The sequence below is a fragment of the Corynebacterium sp. ACRQP genome, assembly GCF_022345915.1.
Taxonomy (GTDB): domain Bacteria; phylum Actinomycetota; class Actinomycetes; order Mycobacteriales; family Mycobacteriaceae; genus Corynebacterium; species Corynebacterium lehmanniae.
This window is the reverse complement of the sequence record NZ_JAKRMZ010000003.1, coordinates 1-22824: the sequence shown is the minus strand read 5'-3', so window position 1 is coordinate 22824 and position 22824 is coordinate 1. Positions and strand designations below refer to the sequence as shown.

Here is a 22824-nt window from a genome sequence, read left to right as displayed (position 1 = left end):
TAAGACTTGCCTGAATCACGCGCGGCGGTTTAGCGTAAGTCTATGTTCCTCGCCGCATTCCTGGTCGGCCTGCGTGAAGGCCTCGAGGCCTCGCTGATCGTCGGCATCCTGCTCGCCGGCCTGGACCGGCGCGATGCCGCCGGGGCCCGGCGCAGCCTCTGGTGGGGTGTCGGGCTCGCGGTGGTCATCTGCGTCGTCCTCGGCGCCCTGTTCACCTTCGGCCGCTACGGCTTAAGCTTCCGCGCCCAGGAGGCCATCGGCGGCACACTGTCGCTGGTTGCGGTGGCCATGATCACCGGCATGGTGCTGTCCATATCCAACAAAGACGGCATGGTGCGCAAAGTCCTCGACGCCAAGACGGGCGACGCCGTCGCAGCCGGCGCGAGGGCGATGTTCTGGCTCGCGTTCATCACCGTCGCGCGCGAGGGTCTCGAGCTGACGCTGCTCATGTGGGGGTGGGTGGTGCAGCCGGCGGCGGTCATCGGGGCGTTCCTCGGTATCGGCGTGGCGCTGGTGATGGGCTACGCCATCTACAAGGGTGCGCTGCAGATGAACATGCGCACGTTCATGCAAGTGTCCTCGGCGTTGCTCATCGTCGTGGCCGCGGGCATCCTCGCCTACGCCATCCACGACCTTCAAGAGGCGCAGTTCTTGCCGGGGCCGTTCTCCGGCGCGCCGATCGCCCCGACACACCCGCGCACCGGGGAGGTGCTCGTGGGGTTTGCGACGTACCCGTTCTGGATGGCGTCGTTCCCCTTCGGTTGGGCATTCGATTTCGAGCACGCCATCGACCCCACGGGGCCGATCGCCACCTTGGTCAACGCGCTCACCGGGTTCGAGCCGAAGATGAGTTGGCTGCAGGTCATCGGCTGGGCCATCTACATCGCGGTCATTGTCCCAATTTTTGTCAACCACGTTCGCCGGGATCAGGGGGTGGGGCGGCCGGAGGTCGTCGATACGCACCCTGCTCTCGTAGGAAAGGAAGTCTAATGTCACACCACCGAACCCTCGCCGCCGTGGCCGCGCTGCCGCTGGCACTGACGCTCACGTCGTGCGTGGAAAACGCCGCCAACGCCGACAGCATCGAGGTCACCTCCGACGCCGACACCTGCGCCGTGAGCACCGACAGCACCGAATCCGGCGCGCGCACGTTCAAGATCAACAACACCGGCAACCAGGTGACGGAGTTTTACCTGCTCGCCAACGACGGCCTGCGCGTCATCGCCGAGCGCGAGAACATCGCCCCCGGCGAAACGGCCGACCTGACGGTCTCGCTCATGCCGGGCGACTACTTCACCGCCTGCAAGCCGGGCCTGCGCGGGCCGAACGTCGGCCAAAGCGCGTTCACGGTTACCGGCGAGGCCGTGGCCGTCGACGAGTCGGACCAGCAGCGTTTCGACGACGCCGTCGCCTCCTACGTCAACTTTGCTAAGAACGAAGTGGCCGAGTTCGTCCCCCTCGCCGAGGAGTTCGCCGCCGCCTACGCCTCCGGCGACGACGAGAAGGCGCGCGAGCTCTACCCCACCACGCGCGTGCACTACGAGCGCATCGAGCCGATCGCGGAGGCGCTGGGCATCCTCGACCCGAAGATTGACTACCGCGAGGTGGACTACATCGCAGAAGCCGATGAGCTGAAGGCGGAAGACCCCGCCTTCGACCAGTGGCGCGGCTTCCACCGCATGGAAAAGGATCTGTGGGTGCCAGAAAAGGACGCCAAGAATGCCGACGGCGCCGACGCCTGGCAGGACTGGGAACCCTCCACCCCGGCCCAGCGCACACAGGTCGCGGAGCTGTTCGTCGCCGACGTCAACCAGCTGCTTGACACGGTTAACGACCCAAACTTCGCCGAGGACCAACAGCTGACCATCGACTCGGTGTCCAACGGCGCGATCTCGCTTCTGGAGGAGGTGGCCACCACCAAGGTCACCGGCGAGGAAGACTGGTGGAGCCACACCGACCTCTACGACTTCGCGGCGAACATCCAGGGCTCACGCATCGCGTTCGACCTGGTCGCCCCCATCGCCGCGGACCGCGGGGAAAACGGCGCCAAGCTGGTCCAAGATATCAACGACCGCTACGACGACGTCGAGGAGATGCTCAAGGAGTACGGCTCGCTGGAGACCGGGTTCGTCTCCTACGACACCGTCGACGCGGCCGCGCAGGCGGAGCTGACCCGGGCGCTCGACGCGCTGCGCGAGCCGCTGTCCCAGCTCACCGGCACCGTACTGGGGCTGGGCTAATGGTCAGCCGGCGACAGCTTCTCACCCTCGGCGGCCTGGGCACCCTGGGCGCGGCCAGCGCGGCCGCCCTCGCCGGGTGCGCGAACGAGGACGGGGCGAAGAACAATGATGCGGCGGGTGGGGCCGGGGGTTCGTCGTCAAGCGAAGAGCTCATCGTGGACTTTGCCGGCGAGCACCAAGCCGGGATTATCACGCCCATGCAGAACAACCTGCACTTCGCGGCGTTCGACATTTCGGAGAAGGCGGATCGGGAGGACGTGATCGACCTGCTCGAGCGCTGGACCGCGGCGGCGCGCCGGCTCACGCTCGGCGGCGACGTCTCGGCCAAGGGCGCGTTCGGCACCGGCGATAGCTTCCCGCCGGACGACTCGGGCGAGGCGGTCGACCACGGCCCCTCCGGGCTCACGCTGACCTTCGGCTTCGGCCGCTCCTTCTTCCGCGAACAGCTGGGCACCGCCGGCAAACTCCCCGCCGAGTTCACCGAGATGCCCACGATGACCAACGACTTTTTACGCCCCGAGTTCTCCGAGGGCGACATCTGCATCCAGGCGTGCGCGAACGACCCGCAGGTGGCAAGCCACGCGATTCGCAACCTCACCCGCCTCGCCGTGCCCACCGCGACACTGCGCTGGACCCAGCTCGGCTTCGGGCGCGCGGGCGCAACCGGGACGGAGCAGCCGACACCGCGCAACCTGTTCGGCCAGAAGGACGGCACCGCCAACATCCGCGCCGACGAGGACGCGGAGTTGGCGAAGCACGTGTGGATTCCCGCCGACAGCTCGCAGCCGTGGGCCGCGGGCGGGACGTACATGACGGTGCGCCGCATCGCCATGAACATCGAGGTGTGGGACACGCTGCAGCTGCGCGAGCAGGAGCGCGTGACCGGCCGCGACAAGCCGGTCGGCGCGCCGCTGTCCGGCGGCGACGAGTTCACCGAGCCCGATTTCGATGCGGTCAACGAGCGCGGCAACCCGAAGATCGACCGCGCGTCCCACCTGTTCAACGTGCACCCGGCGCAAAACGACGGCATCCGCATGCTGCGCCGCCCCTTCAACTACGTCGACGGCACGAACGAGCAGGGCCGCATGAACGCGGGTCTGTTCTTCATCGCGTTCACGCAGACGCCGGAGCGTTTCGCGCGCGTGCACAAGTCGATGTCGCGCGACGAGATGTTCACCGAGTACCTGAAAACCACCAACACCGGCACCTACCTCATCGTGCCGGGCGTGGGAGACGAGGGCTACATCGGCGAAGGCATGTTTGCTTAACGACGTCTACAGCGGGCGGCCCATGTCGGTGCGCGAAATCTCCACGGCTTTACGGATCACCTCGGCCAGCGCGGCCTCGACGCGCACCCGCGACTCGTCGGATTCGAGCAGGTCCTTGCGCACCTCGAACATGACGGCCAGCACGGCGGTGTTCTTGTCGTAGTCCACCGGCACGTACGCCCCGGCGAAGGGGGTGTTGCGCTCCACGTTGAAGCCAGCTGCGGTGAAGGTGCGGTCGGCTTCGTCGGCAAGCACGGCTGGCGTGTGCACGGAGTGGGTGCCGATGCACACATCCGGCAGGAGTTTGCCGGGGTGGATGCGGTACTCGTCGGGTTGGTTGTTGTAGGAGTGCACGTCCACGATCACGGCGCAGCCGCAGTCCTGGATGCGGCCGGAGACCAGCTTGGACACCGCGTCGGCGTACGGGAAGTAGTACTCGGCCTTCAGGTCGGCGACGTCCATGTTCAGCGGCCGCAGCGGGTTGCCGTCGCCAAGCTTGAGGAAGATGGCGCCGCGCCCGGTCGAGTCCATGGATTCGCGTTCGTTGGAAAACCGCCCCGGGTCGGCGACTAGGCGGGAGAGGTTGTTCACGATCATCCACGGCGCGCAGCCGGATTGCTCGGCGGCGGCCGCGGCGAGGGTGTCGGTGTGGTCGTCGGTGACGCGGTCGAGCTCGCGCGCAATCTGGTCGTCGGTGGCGATGAAATCGGCAGCAACCTCGGCCGGGATCTCGCGCGACGCGTGCGGCACGTGCACGATCACTGGGCAGTCAGTGCTTCCTTCGTGGATGGTGAAGTTCATACTTCCGCAGGATATAGCGCTTCGGGGCATCTTGCTTCTCGACGGCACCTTCGGCCTCGAACGCCTCCAACCAACCTTCCATGGGGAAGGTCCCCCATTTGTCGTGGAACCGGTTGGCGTTGGCGACGATGTCCTCGATGTGCTCCCACGGCGGCGAGGACACGGCGTGCCACTGGTGGTAGGCGTGCGCCCCGCCGACCCAGATCAGCGGGATGCGGTGGCGCTCGAGCTCGCGGGCGAAGTCGGTGTCTTCCCCGCCGTAACCCTGGTAGCCGGCGTCGAAGCCGCCGAAGTCGCGCTCGATGCGCGCCCACGTCTTCGCGGTCAGGGCGAAGGAGAGGGACCAGAACAGGTTGTAGTTGTCGGCGTCGACGAGCTCGCCGTCGGCCGGGTTGGGGCGGGCGGGGTGCGGGTCGGGGTCGGTGACGCGGATTTGGCCCTCGTCCATGTAGGTCACCGGGCCGGCGGCGACAGCAAAGGGGCGCTCACGCAACGCCGCGACGTAGCGCGGGACCAGCGCGTCGGATGCGAGGCAGTCCGCGTCCAGGAACACGAGCACCTCGGCGCCGCGTTCGATGGCCACCTTCGCGCCCAGGTTGCGGGCGGCGGCGAGGTTGCGCGGTCCTGGAACCACGCAGCTTTTCGGCACCGCTTTGGCCAACTCGTCCACATCATTCAGTGCGACGGTGACGTGGTCGACGCCCATCGGCATGAGGTTGACCTGGTGAGTCAGGTGGTCGCGCCGGTTGACGTCGGCGAGCGTGATCACGCAGGTCGCGGGCTGGCCGGGGTTCTCCGCCACACCAGCGATGACTTCGGCGGCCCGGCGCGCCGCGCCGTCTGTCTGCCAGCGGGCCCAGTCGGTGTCGCGGCGGCGCAGCAGTTCGGGCCATTCTTCGGGGGCGGGGAAGGCGTTTCGTACCGTCGCCAAGCTTTCGAGCGCTTTCGCGCCCGCCTTTTGCTCGGTGAAGGGGCGCGGCTGCGGCAGGATCACCGCCGGGGTGTAAGTGGCGGCGAGGTCCGCCACGGAGTTCTGCCCGCCGGCGGTGACGGCGATGCCCGCGGACTGCAGCAGCTCCGTCGGGTCGTCGACGTGGTTGTCGCCGCCCAAAAACGTGAAACGGTACTCGGGGCAGGCGGCCTGCACCGCTTCCCAGTCGGCAGGCGACCACGTCGAACCGCCCAGGCCCGCCATCACCACCACGTGGTTCGGGTCGCGCTCGACACCCTCGCGCGGGGTCAGCCGCGAGATCCCGCCGACAGCGTGCAGACGGTCGGCGTGCGCGCGCAGGTGATCGGGCACCTCGACCCAGTCCGGCCACGCCGCGACGATCGCGTCGGCCTGCGAATAGGCGAGCTGGTGCGGGGCGTCGCCGCGGTAGCCGGGCATCGCGTGCACCACCACCGGGATACCCATCAGCCGCACGAACGCGGCGACCTCGTTGGACACGTCCACGTAAAACGCCTCCGGCTGGTTCTCGGCCACCCAGTCGGCGATCTGCGCGAACCTTGATGCGATCTGCGGCGCCCCGTACGGCGCGTAGTGCAACGTGCCGCCGGCGGTCATCGCACGCCCGCTGCGCAGTTCGCGTGGGCCGGCGCTGGCGTCGTCGAGAAGCGCAACGTCCCCGCCCGTCGTGGACAAAATCTGCGCCTCATGCCCCATCGCGCGCAGTTCGCGCTGGATGGCGCGGCAGCGGTGCAGGTGCCCGGAGCCGTGGTGGTGGGCGTAGATCCCGATCATTGTCCTACCTTTCCAAACGCCGCCACCTGGCGGAAGATGTCGGTGTAATGCTTCGCGGTTTGGGAAAGCGAATGCCTCTCGACGACCCAACGGCGCACCACGTCCCTCTCAATCCCCCGCGCCTGGGTGATCGCGGCGGCGAGCGCGTCGACGTCGTCGGCGGGGGCGAGGGCGGCGGGGGCGTCGCGAAGCAGCTCGCCCATGCCGCCGCGGCGAAACGCCGCAACGGGGGTTCCGCACGCCATCGCCTCGAACGCGACGAGGCCGAACGGTTCCTCCCACCGCGGGCTGACCACCGCGACGCCGCACCCGGCGACCAGGCGCCGCAGCTCGGCGTGGGAGAGCTCGCCGATCCACTGCGCGTCGTGCCCGAGCCGCGGCTCGATTTCGTCGCGGAAGTAGTGGTGGTCGCCGTTGCGACCTGCCAGGACGAGGGGGATGCCGGCGGTGCGGCAGGCGTCGATAGCCAAATGCGCGCCCTTTTCCGGCACGAGGCGGCCGAACCACACCGCGGTCCCGCCGCCGCTGCCCGGGCGCCAGAGGTCCACGTTGACGCCGTTGGGGATGATCACCGGCTCACTGGGCAGGCGCCAGTCGCGCGCGGTGGTGCGGCTGACGGCGGCGAAACGCCCGGCGCGCAGGCCGGCGGCGGTGATGGCGGCCTGGATCTCCTCGACCATCGGCGTGTGCAGCGTGGTCAGCATCGGCAGTGGCTCCTGCGACGCAGCCGACGGGAAGATGTACGGGTTGAGGCTGTTGTTGTGCACCACGTCGTAGCCGCGGGCGACCAGCAGTCGGCGCAGCTGCACAAACGCGGCGTTTTCCCGCTCGCGCCCGCCTTCCGGGTAGGTGGTGTCGGTGGCCTCGGCGGCGTGGGAGCCCCAGTCCACCCCGGGCAGTTCGAGTGTTTTGTCGTTGCCGTCGGAGCCTTCGGCGGCGAAGAAGTCCACGTCGTGACCGAGCTCGCGCAGCGCGGCCACCATGGTGTGGCAGAACGCCTCCAGCCCGCCGGCGTACGGCTCACGCACCGGGTAGCGCGCGGGCCCGACCAGCGCGATGCGGAGCTTGCCGGTGCGCGGGGCGCGCGGCGCGGGTTTCGCGGCAACGGTCACTCGCTCACCACTTTCCTGTAGATCTCCTCGTGCGCCCAGCGCACCTCGTCCAGCTGCTTCGCCCTGTCGCCGGCATACGGCACCGGTCCGCGCGCAAGCAGCCGCGCCGCCGCCTCACCGGCCGCGCGCCCGTCGCCGGTGCGGTACACCTCCACCGCGTCTGGGGTGTCTGCTTGCCCGGCATAGCAGCCGCAGTCCGGCACCGCCACTGGCACGCCCAGGTCGCGGCACATTTCCAGCCACCCCGAGTGCGTCCCGCGCGTGTACGGCAAAATGCACACCCCGGCACGGCCGACGGCTGCGTGCAGCTCGTCGTCAGTCATGGGCTCGTGCACCACAGTGCCTATCGACGCAAGCTCCGCTCCCCCATGCACATACACATCCAACGGCACCCGCGCCGCGATATCGCGGTAGAACTGCGCGTCCGAAACCACGTTAGAGCGCACCGACTTCAAAAACACCGCCGCGCGATCGCCCGGCTCCACCGCCACCGGCTCCTGAACGATCCGCGGGTGCGGCACCACCCGCACGTCGCCCGCGCCGAAGTCGCGGGCGAGAATCTCGGCGGCTTGGTCGGTGAGGGTGATCAGGGCGGATGCTTCGTCGATAAGCAATTGCAATCGCTCGTGATGCTCGGTCTGGTCCTCAAGGTGCGGGTTGTCCAGGTCGTGGACCGTGAGCACCAGCGGCACCGGCAGCGCGCGGCACAGCTCGGCGATCTGCGCGGGCGTGCGGTGCTCGAAGCCGAAGTGGATGTGCACCAGGTCCACGGCGGGCGGGTCGCGCCAAAACTCCGCCTCGAAGGCGGGGTGCGGCCACCAGTTGCCGCCGATGTCCGGGTCCGGCAAAAACTCCACGCCGGCAGGGCGGATAGCCTGCGTGTACGGGTGGCCGGAGGGGATAGACAGAACGCGCACCCCACTAATATAAACGTTTTCGCATACTGTGTTGGCATGCTGCTTGTTGTCGTCGGTAACTGCCAAGCGGAGTCCACCCGAAAGCTTTTGATGTCCACCGGGCACTTCACCGGCGAGCGCATCGCCCCTGTCCACGAGCTTGAAGCGGCGGACATGGGGTGGTTTTTGGACCTCGTGGCCCGCGCCGACGTGCTGGTGACCCAGCCGATCCGCGACAACTACCGCGGCCTGCCCGTGGGCACCCGGCAACTTCGTACGTCGGCGCGGCGCGTGGTCGTGCCGGTGCTGCGTTTCGACGGGCTCATGCCCCACCAGGCCATCATCCGCGACCCGGATGACCCGTCGTTGAACCCGCCGGTGGTGCCGTACCACGACCTGCGCACCTTAGCCGTGGCCGCGGGGTATGCCCCGGCCGCGCCGCCTCCGCCGGATGCGTTGCGCCGCGCAGCCGCGATGTCCGTCGAGCAGATGCGGGTGCGCGAGCGCGCCCACGGCGCGGTTGTCGTCTCGGACTACCTGGAGACCACCCCGGTGTGGCACACCGTCAACCACCCCGACAACGCGACGCTGGCGTTCATGGCGTCGCGCGTGCTGGAGGAGCTGGGGCTTTCCGACGAGCCGCTCGCCCCCGACTACGAAATGCTCGGCGGGCTGGATGCGCCTATCGACGCCTCGGCCGCCGACGCCCTCGGCGTTTCCATTGCAGGCCGCGAGGAGTGGCGCGAGCGCGGCGCCGGGGACATCGACGCCGACGAGATCCGCGCCGCGCAGCTGGAGTTCTACCGTGAGCGCCCGGCGCTGGTCGCCCACGGGTTGCAGCGCCACGCGGAGCGCTTGGCGAATCTAGGGTTGGTGCAATGAAACATCTCATCGTCGGCCCCGCGGGCCACGGGGTGACCGAGTACGCCCTCGGGCTCGCCCGCGCCACCGGCGCCGAGGTCGTCCGGGAGGAGACGTTCGGCGATACCCCGCTCGCCGGCCCCGTCCACGTCACGTTCACCGACCACCTTTTCGGCGACACGGCCGAGCGCCTTTTGGCGCGCATCGACGGCCCGCTGTCCGTGAGCCTGCACGACATCCCCCAGCCCGAGGAGGGCGCCGAGCGCTACGCCCGCCGCGCCGGGGTCTACCGCGAGCTCGTCGAGAAGGCGGACGTCGCGGTGGTCAACTCCAACCACGAGGCCTCCTTTTTCGACGCCGCGACAACCGTGATCCGCTTGCCCATCCCGGTCATCGACTCGCCCTTCGACCCCGAGCCGGGCAGCGTCGGCGTGCTGGGGTTCCTCTATCCAGGCAAGGGCCACGAGGACCTCATCGCAGCGCTCCCCGACCGACGCCTGCGCTTCCTCGGCGCGGTATCGGACGGCCACGAAAAATGGGCCGAAAACCTCGACGCCGAAATCACGGGCTGGCTTTCCGACGCCCAACTCGCCCACGAAATGGGCCGCATCGCCGTGCCGGTGTGCCCGCACCGCCACTTCTCCGCCTCCGGCTCGCTCATGGCGTGGCTCGGCGCGGGCCGCACCGTGCTAGTGCGCGACTCCGCCTACGCCCGCGAGATCGACGCGTGGCTGCCCGGGCGCGTGACGCTGGTGGCTGACGGCGGGTGGCGGGAGGCCGTCGCAAAGCATGTGCCTGAGCAGCTCGACCCGCCGCGCTACGGGTGGGCCGAGGTCGCGCAATTGTGGGAGGAAACATGGCGTTTAGCTGGCCTTTTGTGAGCGTTGTCATCCCGCATTACAACGACGCGGAAGCGCTCGAGCGGGTCGTCGCGGCGGTGCGCGCGCAGGACTACGCGGGCGAAGTGGAGATCGTCGTGGCCGACGACGGCTCCGCCGAACCGCCCGCGGTCGACGGCGTGCGCGTGGTGCGGCAGGAGGACAAGGGCTTCCGCGCGGCCGCGGCGCGCAACCTCGGCGCGGATGCGGCGCGCGGCGAGGTGCTGGCGTTTCTCGACGCCGACACCGTGCCCGAGCCCGGCTACCTCTCCGCGGTCGTGCCGCACGTCGTGGGGGACGCGCGGGCGGTAGTCGTCGGCGCGCGCCGCACCGGCGCCGAGGACAAAGAGCCGCAATGGCTTATCGACGCCTGGTCCGCCACCGCCAACCTCCGCAACGCCGACCACAGCTCATGGCGCTACATCATCTCGGCGGTGCTGACGTGCTCGCGCGAGTTCTTCGACGAGGTCGGCGGCTTCGACGGCACGCTCGTCGGCTACGGCGGCGAGGACTGGGAGTTCGGCTTCCGCGCCTGGAACGCCGGTGCCAGCTTCGTGCACGAGCCGGCGGCCGTCGCGCACCACGCCGAGGAGGACTTCGGGCAGCGTTACGACGACCCCGCCGCCGCCACCGCCGTCAAGAACGCCGAGTCGCTCGCCCTGGCCCGGCGCGTCACGCACCCGCTGGCGCGGCCGGACGGGGTCATCTTTGACACCTTCGACATGCAGGTGGAGGTCCCGGAGCTGGACGGCGAGGGGGTGCGCGACTTCGTCATTGCGGAGTGGCTGAAAGTCGGCGCGTACGTGCGCGTCGCGGAGGTGCCGGCGCTGTTCGCGCACGACCCGCGGGTGGGCACGGCGGAAGTCGACGCACGGGTGAGCATCGCCGTCGGCGCGGGCTGGGCGCCGCAGGACTTAGGCGCGCTTTTGGCGGTGGACTACGTGCTCTCCCCCGACGGCACGGTGGTGCGCACGAAGCGCGCCGCCGCGCTGGAGCTGGAGCCGGCCACCGCGCACCCCGAAGACTTCGGGCTCACGCCGGTGGCAGGCCCGCTGCAGCTGGAGCGCTACTTCGCGGGCTGGTGACGCAGCTTACGGAAGCTCGGGCGCGACGCCGGTGCGCTCGTACTCGGCGAGGATGTCGATGCGGCGCTGGTGGCGTTCCTCTTCACTCCACGGCTGGGACACGAAGGCGTCGACAATTGCGAGCGCCTCTTCCTCGGTGTGCATGCGGCCGCCGATGCCGATGAGCTGCGCGTTGTTGTGCTCGCGGGCGAGCTTCGCGGTCTCTTCCGACCACGCCAGGGCGCAGCGCGCACCCTTGACCTTGTTCGCGGCGATCTGCTCGCCGTTGCCGGAGCCGCCGAGCACGATGCCCAGCGAACCCGGGTCAGCCACCACGGCCTCAGCCGCGGCGATGCAGAACGCCGGGTAGTCGTCCAAAGCGTCGTACTCGTGGGCGCCGCAGTCGGTCACCTCGTGACCCTGGGCCTCAAGGTGGGCCTTGATCTGGTTCTTGCGCTCGAATCCGGCGTGGTCTGCTCCAAGGTAAATACGCATGGCGTTTAGCGTACCTGGGGCATCTCCGTGCGGGTGCGCTTGAGTTCGAAGAAGTACGGGAACTCGGCCAACCCAACCGCGTGGTCGAACAGCTTGCCGGCCTCTTCACCTTCCGGCACGCGGGTGATCACGGGGCCGAAGAACGCGTTGTCGCCGAGCTTGACCACTGGGGTGCCCACGTCGTCGCCGACGGCGTCCATGGCGGTGGCGTGGAAGCCGCGCAGCAAATCGTCGCAGTCGGACGTGTTGGCCACCTCAGCGAAATTTTCCGGCAGGCCCACCTCCGCCAGCGCCTTCGCGATGATCTCGTCGTAGGCGCCGTCGCCCTTCTTGCCGCCTTCGCCGCCGGCGTGGATCATCGTGCCCATCGTGGTGTACAGCTCGTCGACCTTCTCGGGCTGCTCCTCCTTGACCTTCGCGAACACGCGCGCCGGACCCCAGTTCGCTTCCATCATGGCGGCGTAGTCTTCGGGGATGTCGCGGCCGTCGTTAAGCACTGCGAGCGACATGGGCACCCACTCGACCTCGATGTCGCGGACCTTCTCCACCTCTTTGATCCAGCGGGAGGTCTGCCATGCGAACGGGCAGGATACGTCAAACCAAAATTTCACTTGTTCCGTCATGGCGCCCACGATAGCGCGTGTAGGCTGCGGCAGATGAAGACGAATTTGACTCGCAAGGACGCGCGGGAGCGCGCTGAACTGATTTCCAACGTCCGCTACGACATCGCCGTGGACATCACGGACGCGGACGAGTTCACCACGGTGAGCACCGTCCATTTCGATTCGAAGGCGGGCGCCACCCACTTCGACCTGGTGGCGGCAGGCTTCGAGGCCACCCTCGACGGCGATGAGACGGGCCGGGAGCTTTCGCTTAGCGACGGCGCCCACACGCTGACCGTCACCTCCCACGACGCCTACAACCGCACCGGCGAGGGCCTGCACAAGTTCACCGACCCTGTGGACGGCAAGGACTACCTGTACACCCAGTTCGAGCCGGCGATGGCGATGAAGGTGTTCGCCGGCTTCGACCAGCCGGACCTGAAGGCCACCTACACCGTCAGCGTGAAAGCGCCGGAGCGCTACACCGTGGTCCTCAACGAGGCGGTCACCCGCATGGACAACGGCGACGGCACCGCGACGTGGACCACCGAGATCGACTACCCGCTGTCGACCTACCTCATCGCGATCTGCGCCGGCGAGTTTGAAAAGGTCACCGACACCTACGACGCCGGCGACGGCCGCACCATCGAGCTCGGCCTGTACGCCCGCGCATCGCTGATCCCCCACATGGATTCGGAGCGCATCTTCCGCCAGACCAAGGAGGGCTTCGACTTCTACCACGCCAACTTCGGCCGCACCTACCCGTTCGGCGACAAATACGACCAGGTGTTCTGCCCGGAGTACAACATGGGCGCGATGGAGCACGTCGGGTGTGTGACGTACCGCGACGAGTACATCTTCACCTCCGAGCCCACCCCGTACCGCCTGGAGCGCCGCAACGACACCATCCTGCACGAGATGGCGCACATGTGGTTCGGCGATTTGGTCACGATGCAGTGGTGGGACGACCTGTGGCTCAACGAGTCCTTCGCCACCTGGTCCGCGGCCACCGCGCAGACGGCAATCGGCGAGTACGCGGACGCGTGGACCACGTTCGCGTCCGTGGAGAAGGCGTGGGCCTACCAGCAGGACCAGCTGCCGTCGACGCACCCGATCGCCGCGGACGCGCCGGACATCGAGACCGCGGAGCAGAACTTCGACGGCATCACCTACGCCAAGGGCGCGTCCGTGTTGAAGCAGCTGCAGGCCTACGTGGGCTACGAGGAGTTCTTCGCGGGCGTGCGCAAGCACTTCGACAACCACGCCTACTCCAACGCCACCTTCGACGACCTGCTCGGCGCGCTCGAGGAGGCGTCGGGTCGTGACCTTTCGGGCTGGGCCGAAAAGTGGCTGCGCACCACGGGCCCGTCGACGCTGCGCCCGGAGATCGGCGAGAGCTTCGCGGTGCTGCAGGAGGATCCGCGCCCGCACCGTGTGCGCGTGGGGCTCTACAAGCTTGTCGACGGCTCCGTTACCCGCGTCAAGCAGATCGAAACCGACATCGACGACGAGCGCACCGAAATCCCCGAGCTCGCCGGCATCGAGCACGACCTGGCGATTGTCAACGACGACGATCTGACCTACGCCAAGATGCGCCTGACCCCGGAGCACCAGAAGTTCGCGCTCGAGCACATCGGCGAGATCGAGGATTCGCTGGCGCGCACCCTGATCTGGTCGTCGCTGTGGGAGTCGGTGCGCGACGGCGAGCTGGCCGCCCGCGAGTTTGTGAAGCTGGTCGCCGCCCACGCCGCCGCCGAGACGCACCCGAGCGTGCAGGAGCGCCTGCTCGCCCAGGCGACCCAGGCAGTGCGCCAGTACGTCGACCCCGCCTGGGAGGGCGAGGGCATGGACCTGCTCAACGCCGCCTTCCGCGGCGCGGAGCCGGCCGCCATCTTCGACCGCGCACTGGCCCGCCTGACCCCCACCGAGGAGACCGTCTCCTACTTCAAGCAGCTGCTGGAGCGCTCCGACAACCAGGAGGTGCGCTGGCTGGCCATCACCAACCTCATCGCCGCAGGCGCCCTGCCGCTGGAGGCGGCGGAGCAGGAGCAGGACAACACGTCGGAGGGCGCGATTTCGCGTCTGCGGGCGAGAGCTGTCGTCGATAAGCGATGGGCTTGGAACAAACTCGTCGAAGACGACCTGACCAACCTCGAAGCCCGCTACCTCATGGACGGGCTGACGTTCACCTACGACGGGCTCGAGGGGCTGACCGACGAGTACTTCCGCGCCGCGCCCGCGCTGTGGGAGCGGCTGACCAACGAGATGGCGCAGCGCACCCTCGAGGGCATGTACCCGCGCTGGGACGTCACCGCCGGCGCCGTGGACAAGGCGAACGCGCTGCTGGGCGGCGACGCCCCGGCCGGGCTGAAGCGCGTCATCGCCGAGGGCCAGGACCGCATCGCACGGGCGGTGCGAAACCGCGAGGTCGACGCTACAGCTTCGTAAGCGCCTGCTCGAGGTCGGCGATGAGGTCGGCCTCCTCCTCGATGCCCACCGAGATGCGCACGAGCTCGCCCGGCACCTCCAGCGCGGAACCGGCGACGGACACGTGCGTCATGGTGGCGGGGTGCTCGAGCAGGCTCTCCACGCCGCCGAGGGACTCCGCCAGGCAGAACAGCTTGGTGGACTTGCAGAACGTCTTCGCCTGCTCGGTGGTCTGGAACAGCACGGAGACCATGCCGCCGAAGCGGTTCATCTGCTTTTTCGCGGTTTCGTGGCCCGGGTGGGTCTCCAGGCCCGGGTAGCACACGCGCGCGACCTGGGGCTGGGCATCCAAGAACTTTGCGACGGCTTCCGCATTGTCGCAGTGCTTGTCCATGCGCACGGAAAGCGTCTTCAGGCCGCGGCCGGTGAGGTACGTGTCGAACGGGGACGGGTTCGCGCCGACCCAGCCGAAGAAGAAGCGCAGCTGCTCGTGGAAGCCGGGGACGCGGGAATCGTCGCCGCAGACGATGCCGCCGACCACGTCAGAGTGGCCGCCGATGTACTTCGTGGTGGAGTGCACCACCACGTCCGCGCCGAGGTCGAACGGTTTTTGCAGGTACGGCGAGGCGAACGTGTTGTCCACCACCAGCGCGGCCTGCTTTTTCACGGCAGCGATGGCTTCGATGTCCACGATGTCCAGCATCGGGTTCGTCGGCGTTTCCACCCAGATGGCCTTGGTGTTGTCCTTAACCGCCGCGGCGACTTCTGCCGGGTTGGTCATGTCCACCACGGTGTTTTCCACGCCCCACTGCGTGAACACTTGCTGGATCAGGCGGTAGGTGCCGCCGTAGGCGTCGTTGGACACGACGATGTGGTCGCCGGGTTTGAGCAGGATGCGCAGGATGACGTCGATGGCCGCCATGCCCGAGGAGTAGGCCACGGCGTACTCGGCGCCCTCCAGCGCGGCGACGGCCTTCTCCAGCGCGGTGACGGTGGGGTTGCCCACGCGGGTGTACTCATAGCCGCCGCGCAGCTCCGCCAGCCCGTCCTGGGCGAACGTGGTGGAGGCGTAGATCGGCGTGTTGATCGGCCCGTACAGGCTGTCGGGTTCGTATCCGGCGTGAATGGCGTCGGTAGCAAATCCAGTCATGCCCACAGACAGTAGACCAAGCGGTTCATTCCGCGGGCATTTTTATGCACTAGACTCGCTCCCGATGAAAGCGCAAACAGATACTGCAGAAAAGGTCGACGAGGCCGTCGACGGCGTCACCAACTGGTGGAACGACCCAGCCACCCACGAACTCGTGGTGGAACGCCCCGTGAAGATCCTGCTGATCATCGTGGTCGCGCTGGTGCTGAGCTGGCTGGCGCGCAAGGTGATCAACCGCGCCACCCGCCACGGCATCGAGCGCACCCCGTTCATCGCCCCCACCGTGGAGGACACCCCGCAGTACCGGGCGCAGGAGGCCCGCCGCCAGCAGCGCATGAAGACGCTGGGCAACGTGGGCCGGTCCGTCGCCGCGATTGTGATTTGGACGTGGGCGGCGCTCGCCGTGCTGGACCAGCTTGGCGTGAACGTCGCGCCGTTGATCGCGTCCGCCGGCGTGGTCGGCGTGGCCATCGGTTTTGGCGCGCAGTCGCTGGTGAAGGATTTCTTCTCCGGCATGTTCATCCTCATTGAGAACCAGTTCGGCGTGGGCGACACCATCCAGGTCGGCGACATTGTCGGCGAGGTGGAGGAGATGTCGCTGCGCATCACTACGCTGCGCGACATCGACGGCGCCCTGTGGCACATCCGCAACGGCGATATCGAGCAGGTGGGCAACCACTCTGCGCGTTTCTCCACGGCGCGTCTGCAGATCCCGGTGTCGGTCATGGCCAACCCGGACAAGGTCTCGCGCGTCATCGAGGAAACCGCAGTCGCGGCGTGCGAGGACCCGGAGATCCGCGATCTGGTCATGGGCACGCCGACGATGCTGGGTCCCAGCGAGTTCAACCCGACCTACGTGTCGTTCCGCCTGAGCGTGACCACGATGCCGGGCGAGCAGTGGGGCGTGGCCCGCCACCTGAACCACCGCATCCTGGCGGCGCTGCACGAGCAGGACGTGGTGCTCACGGCGATGGATTCTGTGCTTGTAGAGATGAAGGAGAGCAATGGAGATCGGTCCTAAGCAGGAGCAGACGCTTTACGACGCCGTCGGTGGCGACGCGTTCTTCCACCGCCTCGTCGAGGGCTTTTACACGCAGGTCAAAGAGGACGACCTCATCGGCCCGATGTACCCGGACCAGGATTGGGACGGCGCACAGGACCGCCTGCGCTGGTTTTTGGTGCAGTACTGGGGCGGCCCGCGCACCTTCCAGGAAAAGCGCGGCAACCCGATGCTGCGCAAGCGCCACTTGCCCTTCGCCATCGGTGAGGCGGAGGCGGACCGGTGGTTGGAGCTCATGGGCAAGTCCATGGAGCAGTTTACTGACGACGAGCTGCCGCCCGCCTACCGCGCCCAAATGTGGAACCACATGCAGCGCGTGGCCTACATGATGATCAACCAGGGCCCGCGCGCATACTAAAACAGCAGGTTCGGCCGGGTGCTGCGGTAGACGGAGCCGAACGGCGCGTCAAGGCGCACCCAGCTGCCGGAGGTGGCAACGCGCAGGTGGCGCGGGATTTCGGCGGGGGCCTCGAAGCCGGGGATCAGCCCGAGCGAGGTGCAGGCGAAGATCATCCGCATGGGGATCTCCACGGGGGTGTCGCTGTCGGCGTCGGCGGTGAGCACTACCCCGTCGAGAAGCGAGCGCGGCGGGCCGGCCGGGCCGGAGAACTGGCGCGCCAGGTTGCGGCCCTCGTCCGCCAGGCGGCGGGCGACGCCGATGGGCACTTCCTCGCGGGCGATGAAGCCGCTCGCCGGCGGCAGGGCCCCGGGCCAGGCGGCGTCGCGGGCGGGGCCTACCTCGGTCGCGCCGGACTGCAGCGCGTCGAGCAAATCGCGAGCGCTGACGGTGGCGCCGGGGTCGGTGGTGGTGCCGGAGGTGCGTCGAGAAGCAATGGCATCAAACGGCGTGGTCACAAACACGTCGAGCTGGCCCTCGCCCACCTCCTGAATGCGCGCGGACGCCTGGGCGTCCAGCGCGAGCGCACGCGAAAGCAGCGCGCTGAGCCCACGCGCGCCGCGCTCGATGTGCAGCTCGACCATTTAGGCTCCGGCCGTCTTGGACAGGATGCCGATCTCCTTCTGCGTGATCTCGCGCGGCGAGGTCGTGGTGGTGTCCACCGTGACCTGCACGCAGTCGATCACGCAGCAGACCTTGCCCTGCGCATCCTTGATTTCCTGGCGGGTGGTGAAGGACGTGTTGCCCACGTTGGACACCTGCGTCTCCACCGTCACCTCGGTGGTGTTGGGCAGGATCGGACGGACGTAATCCACCTCGAGGCGGCGCACGAACACCACGAACTCGTGGCCCTGGGAGTAGAAGAACTCCTGCGCGAACGCCAGGCGCGCCTCCTGGGCGAGCTCGATGTAGGCGGAGTTGGTCACGTGCCCGTAGCGGTCGAAGTCGCTCCAGCGCACCGGGATTGTGTGGACGTGGATCTCAGCCATGGTGTGCTCCTAGCGGGTGAGCTTGCGGTGGGTGACGCGCGACGGCTTCGCGGCCTCTTCGCCGAGGCGCTCGACCTTGTTGGCCTCGTAGTCGCCGAAGTTGCCCTCGAACCAGAACCACTTGCCCTCTTCCACGTTGCCCTCCCAGGCCAGGATGTGGGTGCAGGTGCGGTCCAGGAACCAGCGGTCGTGCGAGATCACCACGGCGCAGCCCGGGAAGGCCTGCAGCGCGTTTTCCAGCGAGCCGAGCGTTTCGACGTCGAGGTCGTTGGTCGGCTCGTCCAGCAGGATCAAGTTGCCGCCCTGTTTCAGCGTCAGCGCCAGGTTCAGGCGGTTACGCTCGCCGCCGGAGAGCACCTTGGACGGCTTCTGCTGGTCCGGGCCCTTGAAGCCGAAGGCGGACAGGTAGGCGCGCGACGGCATCTCGTTTTGGCCGACGTGGATGTAGTCCAGGCCGTCGGAGACGACCTCCCAGACGGTCTGCTCGGGGTCGATGTTCTCGCGGTTCTGGTCCACGTACGAGATCTTGACGGTGTCGCCGACCTCCACGGAGCCGGAATCGGCCTCCTCCAGGCCAACGATGGTCTTGAACAGCGTGGACTTACCCACACCGTTGGGGCCGATGACGCCGACGATGCCGTTGCGCGGCAGGGTGAACGACAGGTCCTTGATCAGCACGCGGCCGTCGAAGCCCTTGTTCAGGTCCTCCACCTCGACGACCTTGTTGCCCAGGCGCGGCGGGGTGGGGATCTGGATTTCTTCGAAGTCGAGTTTGCGGTACTGCTCGGCCTCTGCCGCCATCTCCTCGTAGCGCTCGAGTCGCGCCTTGTTCTTGGCCTGGCGGGCCTTCGGCGACGAGCGGACCCAGTCCAGCTCCTTCTTCAAGCGCTTCTGCAGCTTCTGGTCCTTCTTGCCGGCGACTTCGAGGCGCTCGGCCTTCTTCTCCAGGTAGGTGGAGTAGTTGCCCTCGTAGGGGTAGAGCTTGCCGCGGTCGACCTCGCAGATCCACTCGGCGACGTTGTCCAGGAAGTAGCGGTCGTGGGTAATCGCCAGCACTGCACCCGGGTAGGTCTGCAGGTGCTTCTCCAGCCACAGGACGGATTCGGCGTCGAGGTGGTTGGTCGGCTCGTCGAGGAGCAAAAGGTCCGGCTCGCTCAGCAGCAGTTTCGCAAGTGCTACTCGACGGCGCTCGCCACCGGACAGGTTGGTCACCGGTGCGTCGGAAGGCGGGCAGCGAAGGGCCTCCATGGCCTGCTCGATCTTGGAGTCGATCTCCCACGCGTCGGCCGCGTCGAGCTCTTCCTGCAGCTTGCCCATTTCTTCCATGAGCTCGTCGGAGTAGTTCGTCGCCATCTCCTCGGCGATCTCCTCGAAGCGCTGCTTCTTCTCAAACAGTTCGCCGAGGCCCTCCTCGACGTTGCCGCGCACGGTCTTTTCCTCGTTCAGCGGCGGCTCCTGCAGCAGGATGCCCACGGACGCGCCCGGCTGGAGGAACGCCTCGCCGTTGTTCGGCTGGTCGATGCCGGCCATGATCTTCAGCAGCGACGACTTACCGGCGCCGTTCGGGCCCACGACGCCGATCTTGGCGCCCGGGTAAAACGCCATGGTGACGTTGTCCAGGATGACCTTCTCGCCGATGGCTCGGCGGACGTTTTTCATCGTGTAGATGAACTCAGCCACTACGAATCCCCTTTGTTAGTGCGGAGGTAAATACCGCACTTAGGGTACATGACGCACACGCGTGCCCCACCGCTTCCAAGGCGCACCTGAAGCGGCGGGGCGAAGGCTGCGAAAACTAGAAGGGCGCGCCGCCGGTGGCGGCGAGCTCCTCCCCTGCTCTGTCTGTGTCGGTGTCGGTGTCGGCGTCGGTGCGGGTGACCCCGTCGACGTCTTCGGCGCTGACGCGGCGCTCCTCCACCTCCGGTGTGTCCGAGAAGCTGCCCCAGCCGCCCTTGGGCTCGGTGTCGTCTGCCTCCTCGCCGTTGAGCTTCCGGTTCAGGGCCTTGGCGTCCATCGGCTTGGGCATGTCGTGGCCTTCGAGCGTGTTTCCGGAAGCGGACGTGCGCACCGAGTTGACCTGGTAGCGCGCGAGGTCGAACGCGACGTGGCGCGCCTTGAGCGTGGTCTTGGAGCGCAGGGCCACCTCGCCCTTGTCGTCCTTGCCTTCCCAGTACTCGTGGACCAGCTTGCCGATGACAATCACCGGGAAGCCCTTGCGCAGCGACGCGCCAGCGTTGACCGCGAGCTGGCCCCAGCACTCGACGTCGACGTAGAACTGGTTGTAGTCCTGCCAGACGTCGTCGCCGTTGTCGTTCTTTTCTTTCTTCACGTCCGAGGTGGCCACGCGGAAGCGCAGCACGGCGTTGCCCGAGTTGAAGGTTTTGAAGTACGGCTCGGCGATCAGGTTGCCGAGCAGCGTGTAGTCAATGTTGGCCATTTCAAGGCCCCTTTCTGCTTGCGTGCGGATGGTGTGAGCTGGAGGGGGCGGAGCTTGCCGTCGATAAGCAATTGCCCCCTGCGCGAGCAGAGTCGCACGAAACGCAAGCCGGAAAAAGGGGTCGGCGAAATTGTGGATAACTTAACCTGAGAAATTCACAATCCGCAGCTAGCGGCCATGAATTTGAGAAAGCATCTCGTTGTAGCGGCGCCACTCCTCGTCGTCGGACTCCTCCGCGCGACGGTCCGACTCGGCCGTTTCCGCCTTATCCTCGCGCCACCAACGCATAAACAGCTCGCCGAAGACGATCACCAGCGGGAAGGAGCCGGACGCCCACGCGATGCCGCCGCCATCCTTCTGCACGGCCAAAAGGTCCGGGTTCCACGGCAGCTCCAGCGAGCGGTAGAACTCCTCGCCCATCACGGAGCCGAGCTGCATGAGGTAGACGCCCATGAACAGGTGGAACGGCATGGACACCCACAGCCACAACAGGCGCACCTTCGCGGTGGGGCGGCCCTCGATTTCGTCGGGGCCGATGAGCTCCCAGAAGTAGAGGTAGCCGGAGATAAGGAACGCGGCGTTCATGATCACGTGGCCGGCGTGCTCGGAAATCATGAGTTCGTAGAACGGCTGGATGACGTACATGGCGTAGAAGACCACCAAGAACTGGATGGTGGACACCGGTGAGAACGTCACCGCGCGCAGGAACTTCGAGCGCTGGAAGCTTTCCGCCCACAGGCGCGGATTGAACTCGCCGGCCGGGTACGCCTCGCGCACCAGTGTGAGCGGCGCGCCGAGCACCAGGAACACCGGCACGCCCATGGACAGGATCATGTGCACCGTCATGTGCGCGGAGTAGGAGGCGGGCATGTGCATGCCCATGCCGGAGCTCAGCGTGACGACGACCATCGCGCAGCCGGCCAGCCACCACAGCGTGCGCGCGACCGGCCAGCCATCCACCCGGCGGACAAGGTGGAGGTAGTACGCCGCCAGCAGGATCGCAATGACGCTGAACAGCAGCTCCGGGCGCCAGGTAGTCAGCCAGTTCGTCCAGGTCAACGGCTCGGTGAGGTTGTAGCCCATCTGGATCTGCATGCGTGTCAGATTCGGGTCCAGCGGCGGCGGGGGCGGGGTGCGCCCGAGCGTGACGGCCAGGCCGGCAATCGCCGCCATGATGAGCACCTCGCCCGCGGCAAGTCGGGTGAACGCCCTGGGCTGGGTGTCGAGCTGTGGGATGGTCCGCTCGCGGTGCACGTAGCCGATCATGCCGAGGACGACAATGCCGACAGTCTTGATGATCAGCACCCAGCCGTAGCTGTACTGCGTCAGGTCCTCCAGGCGCACCCGCACCAGCGCGTTGACCACACCGGAGATAGCCATGGCCAGGATGGAAAACAGCGCGATGCGGGAGTAACGCTGGGTGGCGGCGGTGAGGCCGGGGCCTCGTCGTAAAGCATGTGCGACAAGCGCCATCAGCCCGCCGACCCAGAGCAGCATGGCTACCAGGTGCCAGATCAGCGAGTTGGTGCCGAAGTCGTGCGCGCCGCCGGTGGCCGAGTGGCCCGTCAGCGCGATCGGCATGACCACCACGATCGCGCCGACGAACAGCCAGACCTGGGACCACCAGCTGGTCGCGGTGTAGGCAAACGCCGCGACGACGGCGGCGAAGACGGCGACGATGAGCCACACGCGCGCGTCCGCCACCTGGTCCAGCGCCTGCGACCATGCGGCTGCCTCGAACAGGACGGTTTTGAGCGGCTGGCCGGAGACGTCCGAAAGCACCAGCGGGATCATGGCGAGCCCGATCAGCGCGATGCCCGCGCTGGCGTGGGCGCCGGTGCGCGAGGCGAGGTGGCCGTCGACGGTCAGGCGGGCGCCGTTGAGGTCTTCTTGGGTCTGCTTCGGCGGGATGAGGAAGGCAGAGAGCAAAAACGAGCCCGTGGCCAGCGCCATGAGCAGCCACGCGACGCCACGCAGCGCCGGCAGCCCGACCGTGGTGGCCGCGCCCGGATCCGGGATGCCCAGTTCCGCGAGCGAGCCGCCCGAGAACGCCTCCCCCACCGCGCCAGCCACCAGGGCCGCGACGGCTAGCGCGGCCAGATACAGCGGCCACGCGGGGGAAACGGTGCGTTTGCTGGCAGGTGCAGTCATGCCACTTACCCTACTTTCGCGCTTGGCCGAGCCATAACTACAATGAGCGGGCATTGCCTCCATAGCTCAGTGGATTAGAGCATCCGGTTTCTACCCGGCTGGTCGCGGGTTCGAATCCTGCTGGGGGCGCTTTGTCATGAGTCGCGTCATGCTTGACGCATGAGTCGCGACATGCTGGACGGACCGGCATCCCAGTTGTTTTTGTTCTGGGGTGCCGGTTCTGTTCATTTGGGGTGAAGTGGTGGGTCGCCG

General features: G+C 67.5%; 21 protein-coding genes and 1 tRNA gene. 10 read left to right on the top strand and 12 right to left on the bottom strand.

From position 1 onward, the window contains the following. Positions 1 to 42 precede the first annotated feature (42 nt). Genes MHY23_RS02095 through MHY23_RS02085 form a run of 3 tightly spaced genes read left to right on the top strand, consistent with a single transcriptional unit; the run spans position 43 to position 3508 of the window. Positions 43 to 990 (top strand): FTR1 family protein, encoded by a 948-nt coding sequence (locus MHY23_RS02095; RefSeq protein ID WP_239306216.1) that lies wholly within the window; start codon positions 43 to 45, stop codon positions 988 to 990. Next, positions 990 to 2240 carry an iron uptake system protein EfeO gene (gene efeO / locus MHY23_RS02090; RefSeq protein ID WP_239306215.1) on the top strand — a complete coding sequence of 417 codons (1251 nt, stop codon included), beginning with the start codon at positions 990 to 992 and terminating at the stop codon, positions 2238 to 2240. The genes MHY23_RS02095 and efeO overlap by 1 nt, the downstream gene beginning before the upstream one ends. Further along, positions 2240 to 3508 (top strand): Dyp-type peroxidase, encoded by a 1269-nt coding sequence (locus tag MHY23_RS02085; RefSeq protein WP_239306214.1) that lies wholly within the window; start codon positions 2240 to 2242, stop codon positions 3506 to 3508. The genes efeO and MHY23_RS02085 overlap by 1 nt, the downstream gene beginning before the upstream one ends. A 6-nt stretch (positions 3509 to 3514) precedes the next feature. On the opposite strand, the gene MHY23_RS02080 is transcribed toward MHY23_RS02085, so the two are convergent. From MHY23_RS02080 to MHY23_RS02065, 4 genes are read right to left on the bottom strand one after another with little or no spacing between them, the layout of a single operon-like run. After that, positions 3515 to 4309 (bottom strand): N-formylglutamate amidohydrolase, encoded by a 795-nt coding sequence (locus MHY23_RS02080; RefSeq protein ID WP_239306213.1) that lies wholly within the window; start codon positions 4307 to 4309, stop codon positions 3515 to 3517. Then, positions 4278 to 6053, bottom strand: a complete 1776-nt coding sequence (locus tag MHY23_RS02075; RefSeq protein WP_239306212.1) for a glycosyltransferase — start codon at positions 6051 to 6053, stop codon at positions 4278 to 4280. Before MHY23_RS02075 ends, MHY23_RS02080 begins: the two co-directional genes overlap by 32 nt. Next, positions 6050 to 7165: a glycosyltransferase gene (locus MHY23_RS02070; RefSeq protein ID WP_239306211.1), complete on the bottom strand. Its 1116-nt coding sequence runs from the start codon at positions 7163 to 7165 to the stop codon at positions 6050 to 6052. Before MHY23_RS02070 ends, MHY23_RS02075 begins: the two co-directional genes overlap by 4 nt. Next, on the bottom strand, positions 7162 to 8082 hold the full coding sequence (locus MHY23_RS02065; protein ID WP_239306210.1) for a glycosyltransferase family 4 protein: 921 nt from the start codon (positions 8080 to 8082) through the stop codon (positions 7162 to 7164). The genes MHY23_RS02070 and MHY23_RS02065 overlap by 4 nt, the downstream gene beginning before the upstream one ends. Positions 8083 to 8118: 36 nt before the next feature. Here MHY23_RS02065 and MHY23_RS02060 point away from each other — a divergent pair, with 36 nt between their 5' ends. From MHY23_RS02060 to MHY23_RS02050, 3 genes are read left to right on the top strand one after another with little or no spacing between them, the layout of a single operon-like run. Continuing rightward, positions 8119 to 8943: a WcbI family polysaccharide biosynthesis putative acetyltransferase gene (locus MHY23_RS02060; RefSeq protein ID WP_239306209.1), complete on the top strand. Its 825-nt coding sequence runs from the start codon at positions 8119 to 8121 to the stop codon at positions 8941 to 8943. After that, entirely contained in the window at positions 8940 to 9803 is an 864-nt protein-coding gene (locus MHY23_RS02055; protein ID WP_239306208.1) for a glycosyltransferase family 1 protein, read from the top strand. Before MHY23_RS02060 ends, MHY23_RS02055 begins: the two co-directional genes overlap by 4 nt. Further along, the gene (locus MHY23_RS02050) at positions 9800 to 10885 is read left to right on the top strand and encodes a glycosyltransferase (RefSeq protein ID WP_239306207.1); all 1086 of its coding nucleotides are present in this window, start codon (positions 9800 to 9802) and stop codon (positions 10883 to 10885) included. Before MHY23_RS02055 ends, MHY23_RS02050 begins: the two co-directional genes overlap by 4 nt. A 6-nt stretch (positions 10886 to 10891) precedes the next feature. Here MHY23_RS02050 and MHY23_RS02045 read toward each other — a convergent pair whose 3' ends face one another. Together MHY23_RS02045 and MHY23_RS02040 are read right to left on the bottom strand one after the other, a co-directional pair. Further along, the gene (locus tag MHY23_RS02045; protein WP_239306206.1) at positions 10892 to 11359 is read right to left on the bottom strand and encodes a ribose-5-phosphate isomerase; all 468 of its coding nucleotides are present in this window, start codon (positions 11357 to 11359) and stop codon (positions 10892 to 10894) included. Positions 11360 to 11364: 5 nt separating this feature from the next. Beyond that, entirely contained in the window at positions 11365 to 11982 is a 618-nt protein-coding gene (locus MHY23_RS02040) for a DsbA family protein (protein ID WP_239306205.1), read from the bottom strand. Between the two features lie 33 nt (positions 11983 to 12015). Between MHY23_RS02040 and pepN the strand changes: the two genes are divergently transcribed. Next, on the top strand, positions 12016 to 14409 hold the full coding sequence (gene pepN / locus MHY23_RS02035; RefSeq protein ID WP_239306204.1) for an aminopeptidase N: 2394 nt from the start codon (positions 12016 to 12018) through the stop codon (positions 14407 to 14409). Here the strand turns inward: pepN and MHY23_RS02030 are convergent. Next, on the bottom strand, positions 14396 to 15538 hold the full coding sequence (locus tag MHY23_RS02030; protein ID WP_239306203.1) for a cystathionine gamma-synthase: 1143 nt from the start codon (positions 15536 to 15538) through the stop codon (positions 14396 to 14398). The two genes, pepN and MHY23_RS02030, sit on opposite strands and share 14 nt — an antisense overlap. A 64-nt stretch (positions 15539 to 15602) precedes the next feature. Between MHY23_RS02030 and MHY23_RS02025 the strand changes: the two genes are divergently transcribed. Both MHY23_RS02025 and MHY23_RS02020 read left to right on the top strand, forming a co-directional pair. Further along, positions 15603 to 16559 carry a mechanosensitive ion channel family protein gene (locus MHY23_RS02025; RefSeq protein WP_181888960.1) on the top strand — a complete coding sequence of 319 codons (957 nt, stop codon included), beginning with the start codon at positions 15603 to 15605 and terminating at the stop codon, positions 16557 to 16559. Beyond that, on the top strand, positions 16543 to 16956 hold the full coding sequence (locus MHY23_RS02020) for a globin (protein ID WP_239306202.1): 414 nt from the start codon (positions 16543 to 16545) through the stop codon (positions 16954 to 16956). Before MHY23_RS02025 ends, MHY23_RS02020 begins: the two co-directional genes overlap by 17 nt. Here MHY23_RS02020 and MHY23_RS02015 read toward each other — a convergent pair. The 5 genes from MHY23_RS02015 to MHY23_RS01995 form a co-directional block, all read right to left on the bottom strand. Further along, positions 16953 to 17579 (bottom strand): hypothetical protein, encoded by a 627-nt coding sequence (locus tag MHY23_RS02015; RefSeq protein ID WP_239306201.1) that lies wholly within the window; start codon positions 17577 to 17579, stop codon positions 16953 to 16955. The genes MHY23_RS02020 and MHY23_RS02015 overlap by 4 nt on opposite strands. Then, positions 17580 to 17984: an acyl-CoA thioesterase gene (locus tag MHY23_RS02010; protein WP_239306200.1), complete on the bottom strand. Its 405-nt coding sequence runs from the start codon at positions 17982 to 17984 to the stop codon at positions 17580 to 17582. A 9-nt stretch (positions 17985 to 17993) separates the two neighbouring features. After that, the gene (gene ettA, locus MHY23_RS02005) at positions 17994 to 19664 is read right to left on the bottom strand and encodes an energy-dependent translational throttle protein EttA (RefSeq protein WP_070844710.1); all 1671 of its coding nucleotides are present in this window, start codon (positions 19662 to 19664) and stop codon (positions 17994 to 17996) included. 115 nt (positions 19665 to 19779) lie between these two features. Continuing rightward, positions 19780 to 20421 carry a single-stranded DNA-binding protein gene (locus tag MHY23_RS02000; RefSeq protein WP_239306199.1) on the bottom strand — a complete coding sequence of 214 codons (642 nt, stop codon included), beginning with the start codon at positions 20419 to 20421 and terminating at the stop codon, positions 19780 to 19782. A gap of 168 nt (positions 20422 to 20589) precedes the next feature. Beyond that, positions 20590 to 22572, bottom strand: a complete 1983-nt coding sequence (locus MHY23_RS01995; protein ID WP_239306198.1) for a cytochrome c oxidase assembly protein — start codon at positions 22570 to 22572, stop codon at positions 20590 to 20592. Positions 22573 to 22627: 55 nt separating this feature from the next. Between MHY23_RS01995 and MHY23_RS01990 the strand changes: the two genes are divergently transcribed. Continuing rightward, a tRNA-Arg gene (locus MHY23_RS01990) sits at positions 22628 to 22701 on the top strand. Positions 22702 to 22824: the final 123 nt, after the last annotated feature.